The 22,436-nt window shown below is 61.0% G+C and carries 27 protein-coding genes and 1 pseudogene; 15 read left to right on the top strand and 13 right to left on the bottom strand.

The annotated features are described in order from the left end of the window. Positions 1-3: 3 nt before the first annotated feature. Complete coding sequence (locus tag J2J99_RS08875; protein WP_168302064.1) at positions 4-2,088, top strand: FAD-dependent oxidoreductase; 2,085 nt, start codon at positions 4-6, stop codon at positions 2,086-2,088. 19 nt (positions 2,089-2,107) lie between these two features. On the opposite strand, the gene J2J99_RS08880 is transcribed toward J2J99_RS08875, so the two are convergent. The 4 genes from J2J99_RS08880 to J2J99_RS08895 form a co-directional block, all read right to left on the bottom strand. Next, positions 2,108-2,290: a hypothetical protein gene (locus J2J99_RS08880; RefSeq protein ID WP_168302065.1), complete on the bottom strand. Its 183-nt coding sequence runs from the start codon at positions 2,288-2,290 to the stop codon at positions 2,108-2,110. A 214-nt stretch (positions 2,291-2,504) separates the two neighbouring features. Continuing rightward, positions 2,505-3,296, bottom strand: a complete 792-nt coding sequence (gene xth / locus J2J99_RS08885; RefSeq protein ID WP_168302066.1) for an exodeoxyribonuclease III — start codon at positions 3,294-3,296, stop codon at positions 2,505-2,507. Between the two features lie 32 nt (positions 3,297-3,328). After that, entirely contained in the window at positions 3,329-3,730 is a 402-nt protein-coding gene (locus J2J99_RS08890; RefSeq protein ID WP_168302067.1) for a GFA family protein, read from the bottom strand. Between the two features lie 10 nt (positions 3,731-3,740). After that, positions 3,741-4,208: a hypothetical protein gene (locus J2J99_RS08895; protein ID WP_168302089.1), complete on the bottom strand. Its 468-nt coding sequence runs from the start codon at positions 4,206-4,208 to the stop codon at positions 3,741-3,743. A gap of 313 nt (positions 4,209-4,521) precedes the next feature. On the opposite strand from J2J99_RS08895, the gene J2J99_RS08900 reads away from it, so the two are divergent. Continuing rightward, positions 4,522-5,043: a hypothetical protein gene (locus J2J99_RS08900; RefSeq protein WP_168302068.1), complete on the top strand. Its 522-nt coding sequence runs from the start codon at positions 4,522-4,524 to the stop codon at positions 5,041-5,043. A 121-nt stretch (positions 5,044-5,164) separates the two neighbouring features. Here the strand turns inward: J2J99_RS08900 and J2J99_RS08905 are convergent, their stop codons facing one another. The 3 genes from J2J99_RS08905 to J2J99_RS08915 form a co-directional block, all read right to left on the bottom strand. Beyond that, positions 5,165-5,788: a response regulator gene (locus J2J99_RS08905; RefSeq protein ID WP_168302069.1), complete on the bottom strand. Its 624-nt coding sequence runs from the start codon at positions 5,786-5,788 to the stop codon at positions 5,165-5,167. A 4-nt stretch (positions 5,789-5,792) separates the two neighbouring features. Next, the gene (locus J2J99_RS08910) at positions 5,793-7,181 is read right to left on the bottom strand and encodes a sensor histidine kinase (protein ID WP_168302070.1); all 1,389 of its coding nucleotides are present in this window, start codon (positions 7,179-7,181) and stop codon (positions 5,793-5,795) included. Between the two features lie 64 nt (positions 7,182-7,245). Further along, positions 7,246-7,422, bottom strand: a complete 177-nt coding sequence (locus J2J99_RS08915) for a hypothetical protein (RefSeq protein ID WP_168302071.1) — start codon at positions 7,420-7,422, stop codon at positions 7,246-7,248. A gap of 160 nt (positions 7,423-7,582) precedes the next feature. On the opposite strand from J2J99_RS08915, the gene J2J99_RS08920 reads away from it, so the two are divergent. Then, positions 7,583-8,434: a class I SAM-dependent methyltransferase gene (locus tag J2J99_RS08920; RefSeq protein ID WP_168302072.1), complete on the top strand. Its 852-nt coding sequence runs from the start codon at positions 7,583-7,585 to the stop codon at positions 8,432-8,434. A gap of 58 nt (positions 8,435-8,492) precedes the next feature. Here J2J99_RS08920 and J2J99_RS08925 read toward each other — a convergent pair whose 3' ends face one another. After that, on the bottom strand, positions 8,493-8,765 hold the full coding sequence (locus tag J2J99_RS08925; protein ID WP_168302073.1) for a hypothetical protein: 273 nt from the start codon (positions 8,763-8,765) through the stop codon (positions 8,493-8,495). 181 nt (positions 8,766-8,946) lie between these two features. Between J2J99_RS08925 and J2J99_RS08930 the strand changes: the two genes are divergently transcribed. From J2J99_RS08930 to J2J99_RS08955, 6 genes are all read left to right on the top strand, one after another. Continuing rightward, positions 8,947-9,345, top strand: coding sequence for a DUF1236 domain-containing protein (locus J2J99_RS08930; RefSeq protein WP_168302074.1), 399 nt, complete (start codon positions 8,947-8,949; stop codon positions 9,343-9,345). Positions 9,346-9,449: 104 nt separating this feature from the next. Next, positions 9,450-9,611, top strand: coding sequence for a hypothetical protein (locus tag J2J99_RS08935; protein ID WP_168302075.1), 162 nt, complete (start codon positions 9,450-9,452; stop codon positions 9,609-9,611). After that, entirely contained in the window at positions 9,611-10,192 is a 582-nt protein-coding gene (locus J2J99_RS08940; protein WP_168302076.1) for a BA14K family protein, read from the top strand. The genes J2J99_RS08935 and J2J99_RS08940 overlap by 1 nt, the downstream gene beginning before the upstream one ends. Positions 10,193-10,305: 113 nt before the next feature. After that, positions 10,306-10,620, top strand: a complete 315-nt coding sequence (locus J2J99_RS08945) for a hypothetical protein (protein WP_168302077.1) — start codon at positions 10,306-10,308, stop codon at positions 10,618-10,620. A gap of 63 nt (positions 10,621-10,683) precedes the next feature. Next, positions 10,684-11,568: a hypothetical protein gene (locus J2J99_RS08950; protein WP_168302078.1), complete on the top strand. Its 885-nt coding sequence runs from the start codon at positions 10,684-10,686 to the stop codon at positions 11,566-11,568. A 99-nt stretch (positions 11,569-11,667) separates the two neighbouring features. Continuing rightward, positions 11,668-12,660 carry a L,D-transpeptidase family protein gene (locus J2J99_RS08955; RefSeq protein ID WP_168302079.1) on the top strand — a complete coding sequence of 331 codons (993 nt, stop codon included), beginning with the start codon at positions 11,668-11,670 and terminating at the stop codon, positions 12,658-12,660. 41 nt (positions 12,661-12,701) lie between these two features. Here the strand turns inward: J2J99_RS08955 and J2J99_RS08960 are convergent, their stop codons facing one another. Next, positions 12,702-13,493 carry a phenylalanine 4-monooxygenase gene (locus J2J99_RS08960; RefSeq protein WP_168302080.1) on the bottom strand — a complete coding sequence of 264 codons (792 nt, stop codon included), beginning with the start codon at positions 13,491-13,493 and terminating at the stop codon, positions 12,702-12,704. A gap of 124 nt (positions 13,494-13,617) precedes the next feature. Here J2J99_RS08960 and J2J99_RS08965 point away from each other — a divergent pair, with 124 nt between their 5' ends. After that, entirely contained in the window at positions 13,618-14,079 is a 462-nt protein-coding gene (locus tag J2J99_RS08965; protein WP_168302081.1) for an Lrp/AsnC family transcriptional regulator, read from the top strand. Positions 14,080-14,106: 27 nt separating this feature from the next. Here J2J99_RS08965 and J2J99_RS08970 read toward each other — a convergent pair whose 3' ends face one another. Next, on the bottom strand, positions 14,107-14,601 hold the full coding sequence (locus J2J99_RS08970; RefSeq protein WP_168302082.1) for an Lrp/AsnC family transcriptional regulator: 495 nt from the start codon (positions 14,599-14,601) through the stop codon (positions 14,107-14,109). 128 nt (positions 14,602-14,729) lie between these two features. Here J2J99_RS08970 and hppD point away from each other — a divergent pair, with 128 nt between their 5' ends. From hppD to maiA, 4 genes are all read left to right on the top strand, one after another. Further along, on the top strand, positions 14,730-15,839 hold the full coding sequence (gene hppD, locus J2J99_RS08975; protein WP_168302083.1) for a 4-hydroxyphenylpyruvate dioxygenase: 1,110 nt from the start codon (positions 14,730-14,732) through the stop codon (positions 15,837-15,839). A gap of 79 nt (positions 15,840-15,918) precedes the next feature. Next, the gene (hmgA, locus tag J2J99_RS08980; RefSeq protein ID WP_168302084.1) at positions 15,919-17,280 is read left to right on the top strand and encodes a homogentisate 1,2-dioxygenase; all 1,362 of its coding nucleotides are present in this window, start codon (positions 15,919-15,921) and stop codon (positions 17,278-17,280) included. A 50-nt stretch (positions 17,281-17,330) separates the two neighbouring features. Then, the gene (locus J2J99_RS08985) at positions 17,331-18,356 is read left to right on the top strand and encodes a fumarylacetoacetate hydrolase family protein (protein ID WP_168302085.1); all 1,026 of its coding nucleotides are present in this window, start codon (positions 17,331-17,333) and stop codon (positions 18,354-18,356) included. Next, on the top strand, positions 18,353-18,985 hold the full coding sequence (gene maiA / locus J2J99_RS08990; protein WP_168302086.1) for a maleylacetoacetate isomerase: 633 nt from the start codon (positions 18,353-18,355) through the stop codon (positions 18,983-18,985). Before J2J99_RS08985 ends, maiA begins: the two co-directional genes overlap by 4 nt. 22 nt (positions 18,986-19,007) lie before the next feature. Here the strand turns inward: maiA and J2J99_RS08995 are convergent. Next, positions 19,008-19,501, bottom strand: a pseudogene (locus J2J99_RS08995) (MEKHLA domain-containing protein). 108 nt (positions 19,502-19,609) lie between these two features. Next, a complete protein-coding gene (locus J2J99_RS09000; protein ID WP_246735462.1) occupies positions 19,610-19,918 on the bottom strand; it encodes a hypothetical protein in 309 nt (102 codons plus the stop codon). Positions 19,919-20,074: 156 nt separating this feature from the next. Here J2J99_RS09000 and J2J99_RS09005 point away from each other — a divergent pair, with 156 nt between their 5' ends. Next, positions 20,075-21,343, top strand: coding sequence for a patatin-like phospholipase family protein (locus J2J99_RS09005; RefSeq protein ID WP_168302087.1), 1,269 nt, complete (start codon positions 20,075-20,077; stop codon positions 21,341-21,343). A gap of 276 nt (positions 21,344-21,619) precedes the next feature. On the opposite strand, the gene J2J99_RS09010 is transcribed toward J2J99_RS09005, so the two are convergent. After that, positions 21,620-22,153 (bottom strand): SixA phosphatase family protein, encoded by a 534-nt coding sequence (locus J2J99_RS09010; protein ID WP_168302088.1) that lies wholly within the window; start codon positions 22,151-22,153, stop codon positions 21,620-21,622. Positions 22,154-22,436: the final 283 nt, after the last annotated feature.

The raw sequence follows: 22,436 nt of genomic DNA on the forward strand, positions 1-22,436 counted from the left end.
CCGATGACCATAGACGTCCCGCAGGAAATTCTCGATGCGCTGACCGATGTCGATATGCCCAGGCTTCCGCCTGAGGCCGGTCCCTCGGCAATGGCCCGGCTCGCCGGTGTCGAAGTGCCGATGTATCGAGCCGGCTGTGTCGTCGTCGGATCCGGCGCGGCGGGTCTGCGTGCGGCTGTGGAAATGAAGCGGCGCGGCGATGATGTCGTCATCGTCAGTCAAAGCGCCTGGGGCGGAACCTCGGCCTGTTCCGGTTCGGACAAGCAGACCCTGCACACGGCGAACACGGCGGATCAGGGCGACAATTACAAAGCGATGGCCCGCGCCATCCGCAGCGGCGGCGCCATGGACGAGGACACCGCCTATGTCGAGGCCGTGGGCTCGTCGCGGATGATGGCATCGCTGCAATTCATTGGCTTGCCGCTGCCGCAGGATTCGCTTGGCGGAACGCTGCGATATCAGACCGATCATGACGAAGTCGGCCGCGCCACCAGCTGCGGCCCGCGCACCTCGCGCCTGATGGTCAAGGTGCTGGCCGAGGAGGTGCTCCGTCTCGGTGTGGCGTTCTACAACCAGACCACCGCCGTCAAAATCCTCACCGAGGGTGAGGGAGCGGATCGCCATGTCGTCGGCATCTTGGCCATGCGCGCCGGCAATCGCACGCAGGAGAACCCGCTCGGCATTACGCTGTTCCTCAGCGGCGTGATCGTGCTCGCGGCCGGCGGGCCGGGCGAGCTCTATCGCGACAGCGTCTATCCCAATGGCTGCTTCGGCTCCCTCGGGCTGGCGCTCGAGGCAGGCGTCGAGCTCGTCAACCTGACCGAAAGCCAGTTCGGCATCGGAACGCGCCGGGAAGGATTTCCGTGGAATCTCTCCGGCACCTATGTCCAGGCTGTGCCGCATATCTATTCGGTCGATGCGAGAGGCGTCGAACACCATTTCCTGGCAGACTATTACCGCAGTACGCAGGAGCTGGCGTCGAACATCTTCCGCAAGGGGTATCAATGGCCATTTCACGCGACGCGCATGCTCGATTTCGGCTCGAGCCTGGTGGATCTTGCCATTTACCGTGAAACCGCCGCCGGCCGGCGCGTCTTCATGGACTTCAACCGCAATCCGTTACCCATGCCCGGCGACCTGCCGTTCAGCCTGGAGCGACTGGATGAAGACGTTCGCCTGTATCTCGGCAAGGCCGGTGCCGATCAGGAAATGCCGATCGACCGGTTGAAGCACATGAACCCGCTCGCGATCGAGCTTTATCGCCGCTACAAGATCGACATTGCCGCAGAGCCGCTGGAATTCGCGGTCAACAATCAGCACATGAACGGCGGCATCATGGTCGACATCTGGGGCCGCAGCAACCTTCCAGGCTGTTACGCGGTCGGCGAAGCCGCGGGCACTCATGGGGTAACAAGGCCTGGTGGAGCGGCGCTGAATGCCGGACAGGTCTTCGGCACCAGGGTGGCCGAACACATCGGCGCCAGCGGCAGGGGAAAACGGGCCGCCCCCGAGAGCATACCGGGGGCCGCGGAGGCGGGTATCGCCGATCTCCTTGCCGCCCTGCGAGCTGAAAGCCCGCTCAGCGTCAAAGCCATCCGCTCGGCAGTACAGGCGCGAATGAGCGACAAAGCCGGCATCATCTGCGATCAGGAGAGCGTCGGCCAGGCCTTGATCGAGGCCCGCAAACTGAATGCCGAAATTCGCGCCAGCGGCGTCGCTTATGGTCGTGCGGCGGAAGCGGTCCGAGGAGTGCAATGGCGGCACATGGCGATCGCTTCGGAAGCAGTGCTCAGCGCGCTCGACTTCTTCATTCGCAATGGCGGCGGCAGCCGCGGAGCACGCGCGATCTGCGATGCCGACGGCGAATCCCTTCCGCTGGCAAGCTCTGGTCCGTTGCAGGACTATCGCTTCCGGAGGGAGCGCGAAGCCCATCGCAACGAGCAGATCGTCGTTCGCCTCGACGCCGATGAGATCAGGCTTTCGACCCGGCCGAACCGCAATCTGGATGAACGCGTGAAATCCTTTTTCGAGCGGGACTGGCCCGACTGGCTGACGGGCCGCATCTATGATCTCGGCGCCGGCGAATAGGACGATGCCATAATCGCAATCAGTCGGGATTGGCAACCGGTGGTGGGACACGGACGCGCTCGGTATCGTCGGAGCCTTCAGCCACGGCTTCCTCGCTTTTGCACACGCGCCTTGGCGGATCCTTTCCTTCGCCCGGCCTCGGCGACAGCTGGTCGTCGGCCGGTATTTCGTCGGTGTTGAGATAGTTCTTGCTTTGGTCCATGGCGGTCACTTCCATTTGGAGAGGGGCCGATGTGGTCCTTCTGGTTGGCCGCGGCTGTCTCCGGATCGGAGTCCACCAGCACAAGCCGCCCGCCTCGCGGCTGCTGTCCATGCCGGCGGGCGGCTGCGCTGGTGGACAATCTCCTTCACAGGCTAGCTAACTCCGGTCGGCATCGCCGGTTCCCTGGCTCGGCTGCGATCGATGCCACCGCGGCTTACACGGCTTCAGCTCCGGGAACGTCGAGTTCGATCACGACGGGCGCATGGTCGCTGGTATGCTCCCAGCCGCGTGGATTTCGCCGGACGGCTGCCGATCGAAGCCACGGAGCAACCGTCGGGCTGAGCAGCAGGTGGTCGATCCGCAGCCCGGCGTCGCGCTCGAAACTGTGCCGCCAGTATTTCCAGAAGGTGTAGATGCGCTCTCCCGGATGCAGATGCCTGACGGCATCCGTCCAGCCCTGGGCCACGAGTCGAGCATAGGCCTTGCGCACTTCCGGCCGGAAAAGCGCGTCGTCTCGCCAGCGTTCCGGCTTGTAGACGTCGATCTCCGTCGGCATGACGTTGAAATCACCGGCCAGGATCGACGGCACCTCGATCTCGAGGAGTGAGGCGGCGTAGGCGTGCAGGCGGCGGAACCAGCGAAGCTTGTACTCGAACTTGGCGCTGGGAAAGGGATTGCCGTTCGGCAGATACAGGCATCCGATCAGCATGCCATCGACGGCAGCTTCGACATAGCGGCTGTGGGTGTCATCGGGATCGCCGGGCAGACCGCGCCGGGTCAGGATCGGCGTCTTGCCCTTTGCCAGTATGGCGACCCCGTTCCAGGATCTCTGTCCGTGCCAGACGGCGCCGTAGCCGGCCCGTTCGATCGCCTTTCGCGGAAAGCTGCCGTCATCGGTCTTCAGCTCCTGAAGGCATGCGACATCAGGGGCATCCTCTTTCAGCCAGCGCAGCAGAATGTCCAGGCGCCCATTGATTCCGTTGACGTTATAGGTTGCGATTTTCATGGAACCTCCTACCGAGGCGATCCCGCTCTAATCTATAAACGCTCCCGTGTTGTCTCCTCTGGAAGCCCGTGCCCGCAATCGGCCCAACCAAGGCGGCTCTCGACGCCGTAATGCCCGGCCGGTCGAATCCGTTCGGGGTTGTCGAGCGACCCGGCGGTCACGCGGATGAGCGCATCGCCGTCATATTGGAGATAGAGCGGTGTCCCGCAATTGCCGCAGAAACCGCGCGTGGCGATGGGCGAGGACCGATAGACGGCGGGGGAGCCGGCGGTCCAGAGGAGATCTTCGACCTTGGCCTGGAGGAGCACGGCGAAAGGACCGCCGGTTGCCTTCTTGCACATATCGCAATGGCAATATCCCGAATGCGGCGGATCGCCGGCGAATTCGTATCGGCAGGATCCGCAAAGGCAGCCGCCGGTCCACTGGCTTGCCATGACGAATCTCTCAACGCGTCGCGCCGAAGACAAAAGCGATGCCGGCGACGATCGCTGCGGCCGTCAGCGGCTGCCGTCTTATCCGATCCTCGATCTCCTGGACGAAACTCTTCGCTTCCGCTTTCGCCAGGCGTGCTGTTCCGGATGCAAGCTCCGAAGCGGACTCTGCGATGCGGCCGGCTTCTTTCTGAAGTGCACGCAGTTCCTCGTGGTCTCGCCCACTCGAGCGCAGGACCTGGTCGACCATAGGATATTCTTGGTCAACCGCTGTGGGATCAGGCTCGCGCTTTACGCGCTCAGCCGCCTCCACATCGCTACGACCGGCGGGTATCGAGGTATGGGTGATCGAAACCGGATCGGACGCCGGAAACGTATCTTCAATCGCTTTGTCGAGTTCGCCCTTTCGGGCCTGCTTTCGTTGCTCCGCCTGTTCTTTGCGCAGGGACTGGACCGCAGGTGATTCGCTGGAATTTGGCATCGGGGGCTTCCTCTGTTGCACTTTGATAATCAAAGCGATGACGAAGAAAGAAGTTCCAGAAAAACGCGTCAGCGCCTCAGGCAGTAACGTCTCGGCAAGGGAAGTTGAATTATACCCCCTACACCGTTTGTGATGACATCGCTCGCATATGGGCTCATTCAACCGTAGGCCAGTTTGCCGGACCAAAGTCCTGCCTGTCTTGGTACCTTTGGTCCGGTTGCATTTAACCTTCGGAAAAGCGAAAATTCGCGCGCGTACAGCAAGCGTAGAATTGGGAAGAACGGATGGACGAGGCGACGGCATGACAATCTCTATGACAATCTCGAAGCGTAATTTTTTGAGATTGGGTGGTTGTGCGGCCTTCGCTCTGGTTGCTGCCGCATCACCTCTGACTGTTGGTTTTGACGGCTCCCTGCCGAAGCTGGCGCTCAAGCATGCGCAGGCAAAAGACGGCAATAACGGGAACGGCAACGGCAACAGCGGCGGCGGCAGCGGCAATGGCGGCGGAAACGGCGGCGGCGGCAATGGCGGTGGCAACGGCGGAGGCAATAGTGGCGGCAACGGCAATGGGGGCGGAAGCAGCCATAGTGGTTCCGGCAACAGTGCGGGCGGAAACTCCAGCAAATCCTCTTCCACTTCAGCCGCCTCGTCGACAGGAGTGGGCGCGAAGGCGACTGAAGACTCCGACGGATCGATCAACGTTCGCCACGCAAACGGCATCACCGAAAGCCTGCGCAGCGGCCGCTATGTCATGAAGGACGCGAAAGGCAGGACGATCATCAGCCGTCAGGCGACAGCCAACGACGCCCGCCGGCTGAGCCGCTTCCTTCGCTAGAGCAAGATGCCGAAAAGTGTGGGTGCTTTCCGGAGGACACATACTAACTCTTTAAATGAGAACGGGATGATTTTCGGCCGACCCCGGCCGAAATCCCACTTTAGCGCGGTCCGACCCGGCGCTACCGCCGTTCGCGCCATTGCAGGGCCGCTTCGGTCCTGTTTGAGACGCCGAGTTTGCTCAGAATCTGAGTCATATGGTGCTTTACGGTCTTTTCCTGCAGGTTGAGGCGCAAGCCGATATGCTTGTTGGAAAGGCCTTGAGCGACGAGATTCATCACCTCGCGCTCCCGTGGCGTCAGGCTGTTCTTGTCGGAGGCTGCGTCATGCAGCGAATTCTCCATGACCTTTGTCGACATCGTCGGAGAGATATATCGCGCTCCGCTGAGGACGGTCTGGATCGCTTCGGCAAGACCTCGGGAGCCGACACCCTTGAGAACATAGCCCATCGCGCCCTGTTGCAGGGCTCCCAGCAGCGTGTCCACCTCCTCAGATACCGTCAACATCAGCACTTTCGTTGTCGGGCTCCGCGCGAGGACGTTGCCGATCGCCGCCAATCCGCCGCCGGGCATCGAGACGTCGAGAAGCATGACGTCGGGACGGTTGTTCGAAGCGATCATGGCGGCGTCTTCGCTGCTGGCGCCTTCGCCAATTACCACGAAGTCGCTCATCTCCGACAAGCTGCGCGTTACGCCCTCGCGAAAGAGCGGGTGGTCGTCCACGACGCCGACGGTGATTGCAGTCATCTCTCTAGTCTCCAACTTCCATAGGCTCGAAGGTCATGGTCACCGTCGTCCCTGCTTCGCCTGTCTTGATTTCGAAGGATCCCCCCAGGCTGTCGATGCGCTCGCGAAGTCCTGCCAGGCCGAGGCTTGCCGGCCTCACTTCCGCCGGGTCGAAACCATTGCCACGATCGCTGACCTCGACATGAACATGACCGTTGTCCGACACGGCTTTTACGGTCTGCTGAACGCCGCCGCCGTGGCGATAGGCGTTATTCAGGGCTTCCTGAATGAAGCGATAGATACAGATCTTTACGGCAGTTGCGAGTTCGGGTCCATCCTCGTTGATGATCGTTTCGACAAGGGTTTCGGTTTTGTGCTGATGCGCTTCGACGACCCGCAGCACGATCTCGGTGATCGTGGATTTTTCGATCTGCGGGAGCACCAGTCCGTTGCAGATGTTGCGGATCTCCGTCATCGCCTCGGCCAGGCTCGAGCGTATCCAGGCAAGTTCCTTTTCCCGGGCTTCGGGCCTGGTAGACGCGTTGATCAAGAGGTCGCTGTCGAGTCGCAGTGAAGCATAGGCGATGTGCTGTGCCGGCCCGTCGTGCAGATCGGCGCCGATGCTGCGCAGATATGTTTCGTTCAGTGCCGCCACCCGTTGCGAGGCGCGCTGCAGCCGCCGCTGAAGCCCGCGATTTTCGGCGAGCAGCGCAGACAATTCCGTAACCCGTTCTTTGAGATCCTTGCGCTGCGCTTCGATCGTGCGGCTGCCACGAAACACCAGGGCGGAGAGAACGAGGAAGAAGACGCCAGTGAGAGCTGCGACCGCCCCCCAGCTCCGCAGTCTCGCATGCGCCAGGCTGTCGGCCAGACTTTCTGCCGTCTCGTAGAATTCGAGCACGGCGACCGCCTGGCCGGACCATGGCTGCAGAACCGGATTGTAGATTTCCATCAAGGGTTTGCCGAGCGCGCGCTCGACGCCGCTTTCCGGGTCATTGGGGATCTCGTAGCGCGCAATGAGCGACCCGGCGAATGCCTTCTGCAGCTTGTCGCTTACGGGAAACTTCTGGCCCACCAGTTCCTTCTCGTTCGAATAGAGAATGGTGCCGTCGCTTCGCCACAGCTTGAACGAGATAAGGCGCCTCCCGAGCGCGCCCTGGCCAAGCGTCTCGTCCAGTGCCTGAGCGCTGCCTTCATCGAGCAGCGATTCCGTTTGCATGTCGGGGAGCAGCGGCGCCACGACGCTGTCAACGTAAAGCGCCGTCGCCGCGCCGGAATTATGAATGACGGCTTCCTCGATCAGATGGGTCACGAGAAGACCGACCAGAAACATGACGGCGATCGAGACCAGGCCGCCCGCGATGAAAAATTGCGAGGCGAGTGAGCGGGCATTCCAGCGGCGAAGCCAATTCATTTTGATACCGGCAAGTGACTTTGCCGACTAACCTACAGCGTCTTCAGAGTTTTTCCAGACAGGATCAGGGCAGATTCCTAGTATCGAAGACCTCAGCGCCTCTGACGCTCTCGGTCAACCGGAGGCTGTCGCCTGACATGGCTGCACCGAAGACATAGAGGAGGCCGGCCAGAACGACGACAAGCGCGATGACGGTGACGTTCCACGCGTCATTCCCATGGGATCTGTTAGTGCGGCTCATGTGGGATCTCCTTCCGTGTCTTTCAAACGACGCCGTCGGCCCCCCCGTTCCATGCCGGGGACTTCGGTCGAAGAGGTGTGGGACCATGGTCCGACCACCGTGGACAACGGCTGATTCAGCCATATTTCCTATTCGACGGAGTTGGTTTGGAGACGTATGAGTGACAATCTCCGCGGACATCGAAGGCGGCGCAGACGCCGTATTTGCCACACCTCCGGCGCCGTTCGGGGAAGGCGTCGCCGACTTTTACCAAGCCCTTTTCGTGCCGCTTCTCTTCGAACCCTATGCGTCGGAGATGGCGATTGTCGCCGAACGGTTTAACCCCGTTAGCGTGCTCGAAGTCGCGGCGGGGACCGGCGCCTTGACACGCGCTCTGCGCGCGAGGCTCGATCCGACGGCTGAGATCGTCGCCACCGATCTCAGCCAAGCAATGATCGACGTCGGCGCCCCGTCCTTGACGTTGTCGCGGACCCACTGGATGCATGCGGACGCGCAAAATTTGCCCTTCGCCCACGCAATGTTCGATCTCGTCATCTGTCAGTTCGGCGTCATGTTCTTTCCGGACAAGCCCAAGGCCTATGGCGAGGCGAAACGAGTTTTGCGGAGCGGCGGCCGTTTCCTGTTTTCGACATGGGATTCGCTTTCGGTCAACGACTTCGCAAGATGTGTGAACGAAAGTGTGGCACGGCTATTTCCGTCGGACCCTCCGGACTTCCTGGAACGTTTGCCATACTCCTATTTTGACCCCTGTACGATCAAGTCAGAGGTTTCCTCGGCGGGATTCGAGGCGGTTTCCTGCGATCGGGTGAAGCTGACCTCGGTCGCAGCCACCGCCCACCACGTTGCGGCGGCATTCTGCCAGGGCTCGCCGCTCAGAGGAGAGATCGAATCGCGGGCGCCGGAGCGGATGTCCGAGATCGTTGATGAGGTGGCGCAGCAGGTCGCGTCGCGCCACGGCGCGAGCCCTTCCGGAGGCATGAGCGCGTTCATCGTCACCGGCTGCGTCCCGTAACTGTTCACGCCGCAGATCGACATGCAGAGCGGGCGTCTGATCGACGCGGAAGCTGTGATTAAGGGATCATCAAGTAGTGCGTAGGGGAGGGTTCGTGCATCGCGCCGATGACGTGCTGTTCGATCTCGACGCAGGTTTCGTCATATTCCCGCACCAGCTTTAAATTGAACCTTCGTCTTCGCAGCCGATCACGCGCTTCGACTGCCATCTGGTAGGCCTCGAAAAGCTCGAGCTGCCACGGCTCGCGCGCATCCATGATCAGCGTCCGCATTTGCGGCAGACGCATGGCCAGGCGCCTGCGTCCAGCTTCCCGGCGGCTGGATCGTATCATCTCCCTCGGTCTCCTGCCCAAGCTCGCGATGAATCCAAGAATAGCGCCGCCAACGAATATTGAAATCCAGACTAAGGGCCGGGATCCCTCAGACCGAGGTCCGGGGCCTGGAACGACCTCGTTGCCAGCAAGTTGGTTTGACAGCGGCAAGCAGGCCGCATTGAAAGGCAAGGAGGAAAAGATGCTCATCAAACTTATTGCAGGCGCGGCAACTGCTATGACCCTGATGTCAGGTGTCGCATTCGCCCAGTCCTCGACCGTCAATGGTGCGGCTGGTGGCGCAATCACCGGAGCTATCGTTGGTGGTCCGGCCGGTGCTGCCATCGGCGGCGTTGCCGGTGCAGTCGTCGGCACGGCGATCGATCCGCCGCCCGAAAAGGTCGTCACCTATGTCCGCGAGGCTCCGGCACCGTCGGCACGCGTCGTTGTGAAGGAAAAGGTGGTCGTCGGCCAACCCCTGCCGGAAACGGTCGTCGTGACCCCCGTTCCGGACGATCCGACATATGCCTACGCGGTGGTCAATGACGAGCGCGTCATCGTCGAACCCTCATCCCGCAAGGTGATTCAGGTGATCAAGTAACCTGATCGTTCATGTGGCTCTGCCGCGTCTTCCAAATCATCTTCAGACAGCCGCACGATGGACGGCAGCGTCATCGTGCGGCCGCCGAGTCGAGGAGAGGGAACATGATTTATCCCGAAGAGAAATCCGCTGGTCTCGCCGTGCCACTGATCGCCATCCTCTTGGCGATCGTAGGCATTCTCGCCGTGCTGGTCGCCACCGGCGGTCACAGTAGCGCCGCGGCGCGCGTCTGGGTTTCCCCGGCACAACAGCAGGAGGCGGGCTGATGAATGGCATTGCGACGGTCGCCTTCGGCATCGTCAGCTCGATTGGCGCCTGTATGGCCGCGGCATCCGTTGCCTCGCATGTGGTGGCGGATTCCGAGCCGCGCGCGTTCACGGACCTTGCCGCCCCCGATCTGTGGACGACGAGACCGGTGAAAGTCGATCCCCATCGGCAGCATTATGAGCGAATTCCGCCTGTCTATTCCAGCTATGTCACCGAGGCTCTGGCGACCGAAGTGCTAAGGATGGTCTCACAACCCGCTCGTCCGTCGACAGAACTGCAGGCACCGCAGCCAGAATTCTCCGCCGAGCACCTTGCCTGGTGCGCCAAGCGCTACCGTTCCTTCGATCCGGCGACCAACAGCTACCGATCGTACAAGGGCGAGATCCGCGAATGCTCCTCGCCGTTCCAGCAGACTATCGCCGCAAGCCCTGAGGTCGGCGGCACGAAAGTCAATGCCCAGGCGGCTGCCCGATGCGCCGCCCGCTTCAGATCGTACCGACCGGAAGACAACAGCTACCAACCCTGGGGCGGACCGCGGCGAAGCTGCGAAATGTCGGATCTGGTCGCGACGAGCAATTAACGATGGCCGGGCAGCGCGTACAAAATGGTACCGTGCTGGCTGGCCAGACTAAAGTCCGTGTTGTAATCGCACCGGTTGTGATATCCGGTTGCATTTGAGGGCGGAGAGCGGGGATGGCGACGACGCTGATAGCAGAAATCCACCAGGCGCAGACACGGCTTCCGTTCTTGAGCAGGGCGGAGCGCGGATCTCTTATCGTTCGCATTCTTCGCGAGTTGAAGATGCTCCGTCGCGAAGTTCTAGGGAATGTGCCGGCCGATCGCTGCGTTTGGATCGACAAACTGATCGCGTCGGTTTCTTCGACGGTATCGGAAATCGTCACGATGCCCGACGCCGAGTTCAACCGCGTCTTGAACGAGTTCGAAAAGCTCATGGCAACGCTGCATAACATTTCGCATCCGCAGAAGCCGTCGAAGACGGTTCATTAGCGTCGTTAAGGCGACGTACGGCCGCGCCGGAAACCGATTCCGGCGCGGAAGCGTTTTCCGCCTATGACCGAAACAAAATCGCCCGCTGACCAGGACGAGATGTCGCCCCGTGACGATGAGCCGAAGCCAGGCGCAGAGGTTTCATTCCCTTACGACAGGATGACTGTCGAGCAGTTCCGAAACCGCTTCCCGCGTGCCCGCTGGAACGACGTGCGCAAGGCCTGGTTCGTTCCGGGCCGAACCGCGTCCCGTCGCATCGGCCGATGGCTTGCCGAGCTGGAGGCCGAAGCCGACGCGCATGCGGATGCGAAGGGGCGCGATGCCTTCGCCTTCGATCCCATTGACAGTCCATATCTGGAACTCGGCAAGGCCGGCTTTCGAATCCGCACGCCCTATTCAAAAACAGTCGTCGACGAACTGCGCGAGGTGCCGTTCTCGCGATGGGACGGCGATCTTCGAATATGGCACGTGCCCTTTCGATCCTATGAGGAGCTGAGACGCAGATGGGCCGCCATTGAAGCGGCGGCTCGCAGAAACGAACCGGAGGAGAGGCGACGGCGTGCCGACGAGCAGAAGGGAACCGAACGGGAGATGCGCAGCAGGCTTAGCGCAGCAGAACGCAAGCGCCGCCGTTACCCGCTTCCGACCCACGACCTGCCGCCGACAGGGCGTCCGCTGGCCACCTCGTATGGTATCGTCGTCTTCACTTATATCACCGGCGAACTGGTCGATCCGGCTCTCGTCGCGGATTTCTATCCTGGGGTCACGGAGGATTATCTCTGGGGGTACTGGCGGGTGCCGACATTCGACGAACTTGTACGTACCTGGCCTGCGAAAACGCCTCCCCCTCTGGATGCCAAATGGTGGCAGCCGACGATCGAAGAACTGAGGCCCGCCCGCCGCGCCGCAAGATCACGCGAAGCCAGGAAGCAAGCGAAGGCGTCGTGACCGGAGGCTGCCACCGGTCCTGCGGACTTGTTGCAGATGCTCCGTCGACGATGCCCGGCTGGCGTGGGAACAAATTCCCACGTCGGCCATTTGTTGTCCATGAAAACAGACCTGCCGATGACGCTGCTCGCTCTGATCCTCTCCGTTGGCGGTGCCCACGCGGGGGAGCTTCACCCCGAAATGATCAACGCCGCTTCCATTGCCGACATCGGTAAAGGAAGGCTGTCGCCCGCAGATCCGAACCCGGCGATCGTCCGGCTTCAGGTCCTGCTCGACCGGGCGGGTTCGTCTCCCGGCGTGATCGACGGCCTATCCGGGGAGAACGTCAACAAGGCCGTGGCCGGCTTCGAGGCGATGAACAAGCTTCCTGTCGACGGCAGGCCGGATCCCGAGGTCGTTTCCCGCCTGGAAGACAATGCCCCCATCGTCATAAGCTACGTCGTCTCGCCGGAGGACGCCACCGGTCTCGTCGAGACGATCCCCGAGGATTACGGCGAGAAGGCAAAGATGCAGAGGCTCGGCTATACCAGTGTTGCGGAGAAGTTGTCCGAACGCTTTCACATGAGTCTCGACCTGTTGAGCGCGCTCAACCCGGCTTCGCAGTTTGCCCCTGGAGACACGGTGTGGGTCGTCGACCCCGGCCCCGCAAGGGCAGGCAAGGTCAAGAAGATCGAGGCCGACAAGAAGATAGGCCAGGTGCTGGCCTATACAGAGGACGGATCTTTGCTGGCCGTCTATCCGGCGACGATCGGAAGCAAAGACAATCCGTCACCCTCGGGAAAGCACAAGGTCAAGGGCGTCGCGAGAATGCCGGTCTACCGGTATGACCCGAAGCTCAACTTCAAGCAGGGAAAGAACGACGAGGTCCTCACCATTCCGAAAGGTCCGAACGGGCCGGTCGGCAGCGTCTGGATCGACCTGACCGAGCCGACCTATGGAATCCATGGCACACCGGAGCCCAAACTGATCGACAAGGTCGGCTCGCATGGCTGCGTGCGGCTGACGAACTGGGACGCCGAAGAACTGGCCGGCATGGTCAAGCCGGGCGTCCTGGTCGATTTCGTCAATCGCAGTCCGGCCGCTCCGAAGTGAGAGCGGCATTTGGCACACCGACTCTTTCCCTCGAATAGCGGTTACGAGGCCTTGGCTTCGAAGGCCGGAGCGAAGTCACCCAGCGTTTTCGCCTTGAGGATCATGCCGCCGATATCCTGCTCCACGATCGCTTCAAGATCGGCAAAACTGTCGATGACGTAGTAGATCGGCTGGAGGATGTCGATGCGGTAGGGGGTCCTGAGAACGCTCATCAGATCGAACGGCCGGAATTCGCACGCCGTCCCTTCGGTTGCCGCCTTGGCTTCGCTCGGCGACGAGACGATGCCGGCGCCGAAGCAGCGGCGGCCCTGAGCCGTGTTAATCAGGCCGAATTCGACGGTGAACCAGAAAATCCGGAACAGATGCCAGGAATAGCCCTTGCCGAGGCGCACGGCGGTTTCGCCGAAATGCCGGACGAAATTGGCATAGCTCTGGTTGGTCAGCAGTGGGCAATGGCCGAACACTTCGTGGAACAGATCTGGCTCCTCGATATAGTCGATATGTTCGCGGCGGCGCAGGAAAGTGGCGAGCGGGAACTTGCCTTGAGAGAGAAGCTCATAAAAGCGTGAGGGCGGGATGAGCGCCGGCACGCCTTCTACGCCGAAGCCGGTGGTTTCGTGCAGGCGTCTGTCCACATCGAGAAGCTGAGGCACTTTCTCCGGCTTCAAGCCCAGCAGTTTGACGCCATCCAGATATTCCTGGCAGGCCGTGTCGGCCAATATCTTCATCTGACGCCGGTAGAGTTCGCCCCAGATCGCATCTTCCTCGGGCGTGTAGTCATAGAGGCCGTCGGGGCCTGGCAGTTTGGCGGTGTAGCTGCTTTCCTTGGTCATTGGCTGATCCTCCCCAGGTATGACGACGTCGCTGTCATTATCCTCCAGCTTTGCCGGATTTTCTTTTCTTTCGTGCTGGCTCTTGCCATTATGATGGGAAATATTCCCAAATATGGGGCTTAAAATGAAAGAAACTGGGAGCTTTCGCCGAACTCTGCTGCAACTCATCCAGGCTGACGGCAGCCTGTCGCTGGCTGACCTGGCGGCGAAGGCCGGCATGTCGCAGAGTTCGGCTTGGCGGAAGATCCAGGAACTGGAAGCCGATGGTGTCATCCGCAAACGCGTGACGCTGCTCGATCCCGGCAAACTCGACCTCAAGCTCTGCGTGATCGCGCATGTCACGCTGGAGGATCACCACGAAGAGGCGGTCGCCTCTTTCGCTTCGGTAGTGCTGGAGCGGCCAGAGATCATGGAGTGCTACGCCTTGTCGGGCGCGTTTGATTACATGCTGAAAATCCGGGCGAGGGACGTCGAAAGCTACGAAGCCTTCATGACGCGCTACCTCATGCGCAACCCGCATGTGCGCACCGTGGTCTCGAGCTTCGTACTGCGCGAGTTGAAATTCTCGACTGAACTGCCGCTCTGACGTTTGTCGCGAGACGATTACCCTCAGTCAGCGTGTGCCGTCGCCGTGCCAACTCCCCGGCACCGGAAAACCTTCGAAAGTCTTCAGCGTGTCGAGCACGATCGACGTCTTCACGTGCTGCACCGAGTCGTGCGGCAAGAGAACGTCGTTGACGAATTTGGAGAGGTCGGCGAGCCCGCGTGTCGCCACCTTCAGGTGGTAGTCCATTTCGCCGGTCAGCGCATACGCTTCGAGAACCTCCGGCAGCCCATTGATCAATTGGGAAAACCGCCGGGCATTGTCCCTGTTGTGGGTCGCAAGCGTCACGGAAATGACCACCAGCATATCCAGCCCGAGTTTTTCCCGATCGAGGTAGGCGCGGTAGCTGCGGATATAGCCCTCGGCTTCCAGCCGCGCGCGCCGGCGCGAGCATTGAGAGGGTGAAAGCGCAATGCGATCGCCCAGTTCGTTGTTCGTCAGCCTGCCGTCTTTCTGAAGTTCCTTGAGCAGGCGCAGATCCGTTTTGTCGAGCTGTTCATTCATTGCGCAACACCTCAAAAATACTCACAAACTGTGCATAATATCTTCTGATGGTATAAAGAATGCAAGAACGTTGCGCGCATTTTGGTCCACACTGTGCACAGTCAAGCTCCAATCTTCAGGAGGAGAAAATGGGCCCTTTCCCACATGATGCGCCGCCGTCGGAAATCACCGCCGACAATCCGGCCGGCACCGACGGCTTCGAATTCGTCGAGTTCGCTCATCCCGAACCAGAAAAGCTCAGCGAGCTCTTCACACGCATGGGCTACGCTGCCGTCGCCAGGCATAAGACCAAAGACATCACGGTCTGGCGCCAGGGCGACATCAACTATATCGTCAATGCCGAGCCCGGCAGTCACGCCGCCCGCTTCGTCGAAAAGCACGGTCCCTGCGCCCCCTCGATGGCCTGGCGTGTCGTCGACGCCAAACACGCTTTCGACCATGCGGTCTCGAAAGGCGCCGTTCCCTATGAAGGCGATGACAAGATGCTGGACGTCCCGGCAATTGTTGGCATTGGCGGCTCGCTGCTTTATTTCGTCGAGACCTATGGCGCCAAGGGATCGGCCTACGACTCCGAATTCGATTGGCTGGGCGAGCCTAATCCGCGCCCGGAAGGGATCGGCTTCTACTATCTCGACCACCTCACGCACAATGTCTTCCGCGGCAACATGGACAAGTGGTGGGATTTCTACCGCGAGCTGTTCAATTTCAAGCAGATTCACTTCTTCGATATTGACGGCCGCATCACCGGTCTGGTCAGCCGCGCCATCACCTCGCCCTGCGGCAAGATCCGCATCCCGCTGAATGAATCGAAGGACGACACCAGCCAGATCGAGGAATATCTGAAGAAGTACCGGGGCGAGGGCATCCAGCACATCGCCGTCGGCACCGAGGATATTTATAGGGCCACGGACCGGCTTGCCGACAACGGCCTGCGCTTCATGCCGGGACCGCCGGAGACCTATTACGACATGTCCTATGAACGTGTGAATGGCCACAGTGAACCCATCGAGCGCATGAAGAAGCACGGCATACTCATCGACGGCGAAGGTGTGGTGAATGGCGGCATGACGAAGATCCTGCTGCAGATCTTCTCGAAAACCGTCATCGGCCCGATCTTCTTCGAATTCATTCAGCGCAAGGGTGACGAGGGTTTCGGCGAAGGCAATTTCCGCGCTCTTTTCGAGTCGATCGAGGCCGATCAGATCAAGCGTGGTGTCATCGGGACCGCAGCGGAGTAAACTCTGCTGCCCCCGCGTGTCTGAAGGCACGCGGACGCCGGAGTTTTCGGGACTTGAGTTTTGGGGGAGGAGTTGAGCAATGGACCAGACATCGATCCAGGCTTCCAGCGGTGAAACGGCGGCGGCCGACCAACTGAAATATATGCCGGGCTTCGGCAACGACTTCGAAACCGAGTCGCTTCCCGGCGCACTGCCGCAGGGCCAGAACAGCCCGCAGAAATGCAATTACGGCCTCTATGCCGAGCAGCTTTCCGGCTCGCCGTTTACCGCCCCGCGCGGGACCAACGAAAGATCTTGGCTTTACCGCATTCGCCCGAGCGTGCGCCACACGCGCCGCTTCTCCAACGCTTCCTATCCGCTCTGGAAGACCGCGCCCTGCCTCGACGAGCATTCGCTGCCTCTCGGTCAGCTTCGCTGGGACCCTATCCCTGCGCCGACCGAAAGACTGAATTTTCTGGAAGGCGTACGGACGATTACGACGGCAGGCGACGCCACGACCCAGGTGGGCATGTCGGCGCACGCCTATGTCTTCAACGAGGACATGGTCGATGACTATTTCTTCAATGCCGATGGCGAACTGCTGATCGTGCCGCAGCTCGGCGCCATCCGGGTGTTCACGGAAATGGGCATCATGGATGTCGAGCCATCGGAAATATGCCTCGTCCCCCGCGGCATGATGTTCAAGATCCTCACCTCAGGCACGCAGATGGCCTGGCGTGGTTATATATGCGAGAACTACGGCGCCAAATTCACGCTGCCGGAGCGGGGCCCGATCGGCGCCAACTGCCTGGCAAACCCGCGCGATTTCAAGACGCCTGTCGCCGCCTACGAGGACAAGGAGAAGCCCTGCCGCGTGCGTGTGAAGTGGTGCGGAAAATTCTATGTCACCGAAATCGGCCATTCGCCGCTCGATGTCGTGGCCTGGCACGGCAATTATGCCCCGTTCAAATACGATCTCAGGACATTTTCTCCGGTCGGCGCCATCCTCTTTGACCATCCCGATCCGTCGATCTTTTCGGTGCTGACCGCGCCGACGGAAGATGCGGGTACGGCGAATGTCGATTTCGTGATCTTTCCGCCGCGCTGGCTGGTGGCCGAGCATACCTTCCGTCCGCCCTGGTATCACCGCAACATCATGAGTGAGTTCATGGGGCTGATCCATGGTCAGTATGACGCCAAGGAGGAGGGCTTCGTGCCGGGCGGCATGAGCCTGCACAACATGATGCTGCCGCACGGCCCGGATGCGCTCGCCTTCGAAAAGGCAGCCAATGCCGAGCTCAAACCGGTGAAGCTCGATCACACCATTGCTTTCATGTTCGAGACCCGATACCCGCAGCAGCTGACGAAATACGCCGCCGAGTTGGAAACGCTGCAGGAGGATTACCTTGAATGTTGGGACGGGTTGGAACGCAAGTTCGACGGGACGCCAGGCATCAAGTGATAACCTCGAGCCAAGATCGCCCACGTTTTCTCCGGCACCGGATTTGAGAGATGAAGCTTGCAACGTTAAGAGATTCCACCCGGGACGGCCGCCTCGTCGTCGTTTCCCGCGACCTGACCCGCTGCTCGGAAGTCGGTCATATCGCCCGCACGCTGCAGGCAGCACTCGACGACTGGGAGCATGTGGCGCCGAGACTTGCGGGGATTGCCGAAGGCATCGAGACCGGCGCCCAGCCGACGACGCGGTTTCACGAACACGACGCCGCATCGCCTTTGCCGCGCGCCTATCAATGGGCCGACGGCTCGGCCTACGTCAACCATGTGGAGCTGGTGCGCAAGGCGCGCGGCGCCGAAATGCCGGCAAGCTTCTGGACCGATCCGCTGATGTATCAAGGCGGCTCGGATGGTTTCCTCGCGCCGCGAGATCCGATCCTCGCGGCGGATGAGGCCTATGGGATCGACATGGAGGGAGAGGTTGCCGTTATCACCGGCGACGTTACCATGGGAGCCAGCCCCGAGGCTGCGCGCGGCGCCATCCAGCTGCTGATGCTCGTCAACGACGTGTCGCTGCGCGGCCTGATCCCCGAGGAGCTTGCCAAGGGCTTCGGTTTCTTCCAGTCCAAGCCGGCCTCGGCCTTTTCTCCGGTCGCGGTGACGCCGGACGAGCTCGGCGACGCCTGGGATGGCGGCAAGCTGCATCTGCCGCTGCTCGTCAGCCTGAACGGCAAGCCTTTCGGCAAGGCCAATGCCGGGATCGACATGACCTTCGATTTCGGCCAGCTGATCGCCCATGCCGCCAAAACCCGTCGTCTCAGCGCCGGAACGATCATCGGCTCGGGAACGGTTTCCAACAAGCGGGAGGGCGGCCCGGGCCGGCCGATCGAAGACGGTGGTGACGGCTATTCCTGCATCGCCGAAATCCGGATGATCGAGACGATCGAAACCGGCTCGCCGAAAACCCCCTTCATGCAGTTCGGCGACCAGGTCCGCATCGAGATGAAGGATCGTGCCGGCCATTCGATCTTCGGCGCGATCGAGCAGACCGTCGAACGCTATGGAGGAGAGGGGGCGCAATGAGCGAGGTCGTTCTCTATGACTATTGGCGATCGTCGGCGAGCTATCGCGTCCGCATCGCGCTCAACCTGCTGGAGATCGATTACAGGACGGTGCCGGTCAATCTCTTGGAGGCAGCCCACAGAAGGCCGGACTATCTCACGCTCAACCCGCAGGGGCTGGTGCCGACGCTCGTGATCGACGGACAAATTCTCACCCAGTCGCTGGCCATCATCGAATACCTGGCCGAGCTTCGGCCGGAATGCGGATTGCTGCCATCCGATATTGCCGATCGCCGAAAGGTGCGGGCGCTTGCCTATGCGGTTGCCATGGACATCCATCCGATCTGTAATCTGCATGTCGTGGCGCATCTGATCGAAGTGACCGAGAGGCCCTACGCCCGCGAGGAGTGGATGAAGCATTTCATCGCCGACGGACTTGGCAAACTCGAAGCCATGATCGGCGAAGCCGGCGGAACCTTCAGTTTCGGCGATACACCGACGATGGCGGATCTCTGCCTGGTCCCACAGGTCTACAATGCCCGTCGCTGGGGCGTCGATATCACGGATTTCAAGCGCATCATTGCGATCGATGCCAGGTGCGCCGAACTGCCGGCCTTCCGGGCGGCGCATCCCGACCGCGTGAATTCGTGACGTCACCGGTGGGGACAACGCATCAGCCTGAGGCCGGGCGGCCGGCTGGCGAGCCTACGCGTCCCGCCACTATCGCAGCCTGGCCCAACCGCTTGCCCGTTTCATCGACGAGCTGCCAGACGGTCACCTTCTCGATCCAGAAACGACGGCCCGATTTCGCGATCCTGAGGCCGCGGCCATTCTCGACAAAACCATCGCGGGTCACGCTATCCAGCAGCCGCTGACGCTCGGCGCGGTCTGGCTGCTCGGCCGAGAGCCGCGACGGCAGCGTGATGAATTCGTCCCAGTTGTATTCGAAGCAGCTTTGCGCGGTCCTGTTCGCGTAGATGAAGCGCGGATCGGGCTCGGCATTATGGGCGAGGACCGCGTAAGGCGCATGGTCGCAAAGCCAGCCCGGCCCCTGACCGTCCCGGACAAGACGCCGGCCGACGATGCGCTGGTAGCTACAGTCAGAAGCGAGAAGAAATCGGGATCGCTCCTCAGGTCAAGGGTGTGATTGTCATAGGTAGAAGTCACGACGTGTCTCGCGGGTCAGATGCTTCGGCGCAGCCGTGGTGGTGCAGCTTGCCTTAATGAGGGCGAGGCGATCATCCAAGGGGACTGTCGCAAAGCGAAAGCAATGGATTAACAGCCGTCCAGTGCCGTGATCTTTGAGACCAGCGTCTTGCCAAACGCGTAGGTGGTTTGGACATCGGCGCGGCCCTGGCAACGGCCGCCATCACTGGTGACGTATTCGTAGGAAGCCCGGACATTATCATCACCGCGCAGTGCCGTGCCGGTGAGCTTGAGCGGCTGCGACATCGCGCCGAAGAAGGCGTGGATCGACCCTTCGTTGAACGAACCCTTGCCACGCTTTTCCGGAATGACCAGCGCCGAGGCGGTTTCACCATCGGCTGCTGCGAGCGCAGAGTAGAAAGCCGTCACCGTGCGCATGGGATCGTGCGGAAACGTCTTGCCCCCCTCGGACGCCGGATCGGGAAAGAGGCCTACGCCGATCTCGCCTTAAATCCGCTATGACATTTCTTCGCGCGGGTCTCGATCTGATATACCGCGAATGTCGACATCCTTTTTAACGTGATACGACAGAGCATGTCAGAAGACGAGCATCCTGAGGAAAACAGCGTCCTGTCTGGATCTGACGAACCTGAGAAGCCGCCCGAGCGCTACCAACTCGGTCTTTGCCTTTCGGGCGGCGGCTATCGAGCCATGCTCTTCCATGCGGGATCGCTTGCCCGGCTGAACGAGGCCGGTCTTCTGGCGAAGCTCGATATGATCTCCTCGGTATCGGGCGGATCCATCGCATCCGGCCTGCTCGCCTATGTCTGGCCACGGCTGGTCTTTCAGAACGGGGTCGCCGTCAATTTCAGGGTCGAATATCTGGATCGCATTCTGGCCTTCAGCCAGGTCTTTGCGGATGGGCCCAGCTTCCTGAAAGGCGTGTTCAACCCCTTCTCGAGTGCGGCAGAAGAAGCCGCCAACCTCTACGAACGATACCTGTTCGGCGGAAAGTCACCAAGCTTGCAGGACCTGCCGGAATCGCCCTGGTTCGTCTTCTGCGCCAGCAATCTCAGCACCGGTTCGCTCTTCCGGATGTCCAACCGCTATGTCGCGGATTACCGGATCGGCGTGTCGTTTCACCCGGCATTGTCGCTCGCGACCGCGGTTGCCGCCTCCGCCGCATTCCCACCCGTGCTGTCGCCGCTGCGATTGGACCTGACGCAGTTTTCCTGGAAAAAGGAAAAGCTCGATGACACCGTCGGCGAACCGGTCGCTCCGGGCCGCGCAATATTGAGCGACGGCGGCGTCTACGACAATCACGGCATCGAGCCGGCGCTGAAACGCTGCGACTGTCTGCTTGTCAGCGATGCCGGCGCGCCCTGGCGCTCATCGACTGGCGGATACTGGAACTATCTGATCCAGCTCAAGCGCGTTCTCGATACGACGGACAATCAAGTGCGGTCGTTGCGGCGTCGAGACCTGATCGGCGGCTTCAAGGCTGCAAAACAGGCGGATAGGCTGGGCCTCGACGATCTCGCGAAATCGGTGTTGCGTGCAAGGACCCATGGCGTCTACTGGTCGATCGACAGCAAGGACGCCGAACTCAAGCCATACGCCTCTTACACGCTGCCGCCATCATCGGTCGTTCCCTCTGAGGTCGGCACCTATCTCCATTTCCTCGGCGTGAAGGAGACCGAGCATCTGACGAACTGGGGGCACTACGTCTGTGACGCGATGCTCAACCGGTTCTATCAATCGCACTTGGCGCCATCGTCCGGGCCGCCGCTGGCCGCCGGCGCCGTGAAGCCGTCCTGGACGGCGAGGGCGAGCAAGCGCCTATTCGACATTCTGCCCTTGTGACAAGGGCCGGAGGTACCGGCCAAGGAGTGCTCGAAGGCGGAACCCTGACCGGGTGAGGGAAGCGGCTGCCGGGCGTGTAGCATCCACCATATAGGGAAGAGATGCCCGCAATGGGATTACCTTGTTGAGCCGATCCCAATTCGTTGACGAAAACGGGTTCTCCGGCCAGGTCGGCGCTGTCGAACCATTCTGCCGTGGAAGGCCCGTTCCGGACCGGCGCGGGAAATCGGGACCGTGCACCATGTCCACCAAATTCAACACCGGAAAGTGGCCTTATTATCCCAATGATCGTGGGGTTACGAAACGCTCGAGATAACCGGCGCCCGTCGTAATCTCGTCCCATCCGTCGAGATCGAGGTCGATGACGGCAAGTCCCGCCGTCGGGAACTTCTCCCGCATGCGTCCCACGGCATCAGCATCGCCGTCCGCCACGATAAGCGAGGCCGCATTCTCCATGCCGGGATTGTGGCCGACGATGAGCAGCGTGCGGATGCCAGGTTGGACGGCCCGGATCACATCGAGAATGCGCTCGGCCGGCACCTCGTAGATATCCGCCGCCTCGTGTTCGACCTTTTTCGAAAAGGCCCTGCGGACGAGCTTCCAGGTTTCCTGCGCCCGGCGGGCGGGCGAGACGAGGGCGAGATCGGGGATCAGTTTTTCGCGCACCATATAGGTGCCGATGACGCATGCCCCCTTGCGCCCGCGATCCGCCAATGGCCGTTCACGGTCGGCCACACCGTCGGGCCAAGCGGATTTGGCATGGCGCAGAAGGATGAGGCGGTGTTTCGGCAGCATGGGTTTCGGTGTCATTTTATCGCGAGGCCGATGTCGTCGGTTAGAGCTTGGTTGCGCGTTGACTCCTGGAGCATGAAGGGCCTCCGATACAGCTCGCAAACTAGGCGGATGTCACTGGGGGGCAGTCGTTTCGTCCCACCTTTGCGAAACTTGAGCATCCCGCGGATTTCGGCGTGACGGTGTTCAATCGAGCCTGGAACGGGTCTTGTCCGAAATCGAATTAAGTTCGACCTCGCAGACGAAACTCTGGACGTCGCCCTGAGTTCCGATCCGGCAGGAGAACCGCAGCAGGTCTTCG

The organism is Rhizobium binae (assembly GCF_017357225.1).
GTDB classification, from domain to species: Bacteria; Pseudomonadota; Alphaproteobacteria; order Rhizobiales; family Rhizobiaceae; genus Rhizobium; species Rhizobium binae.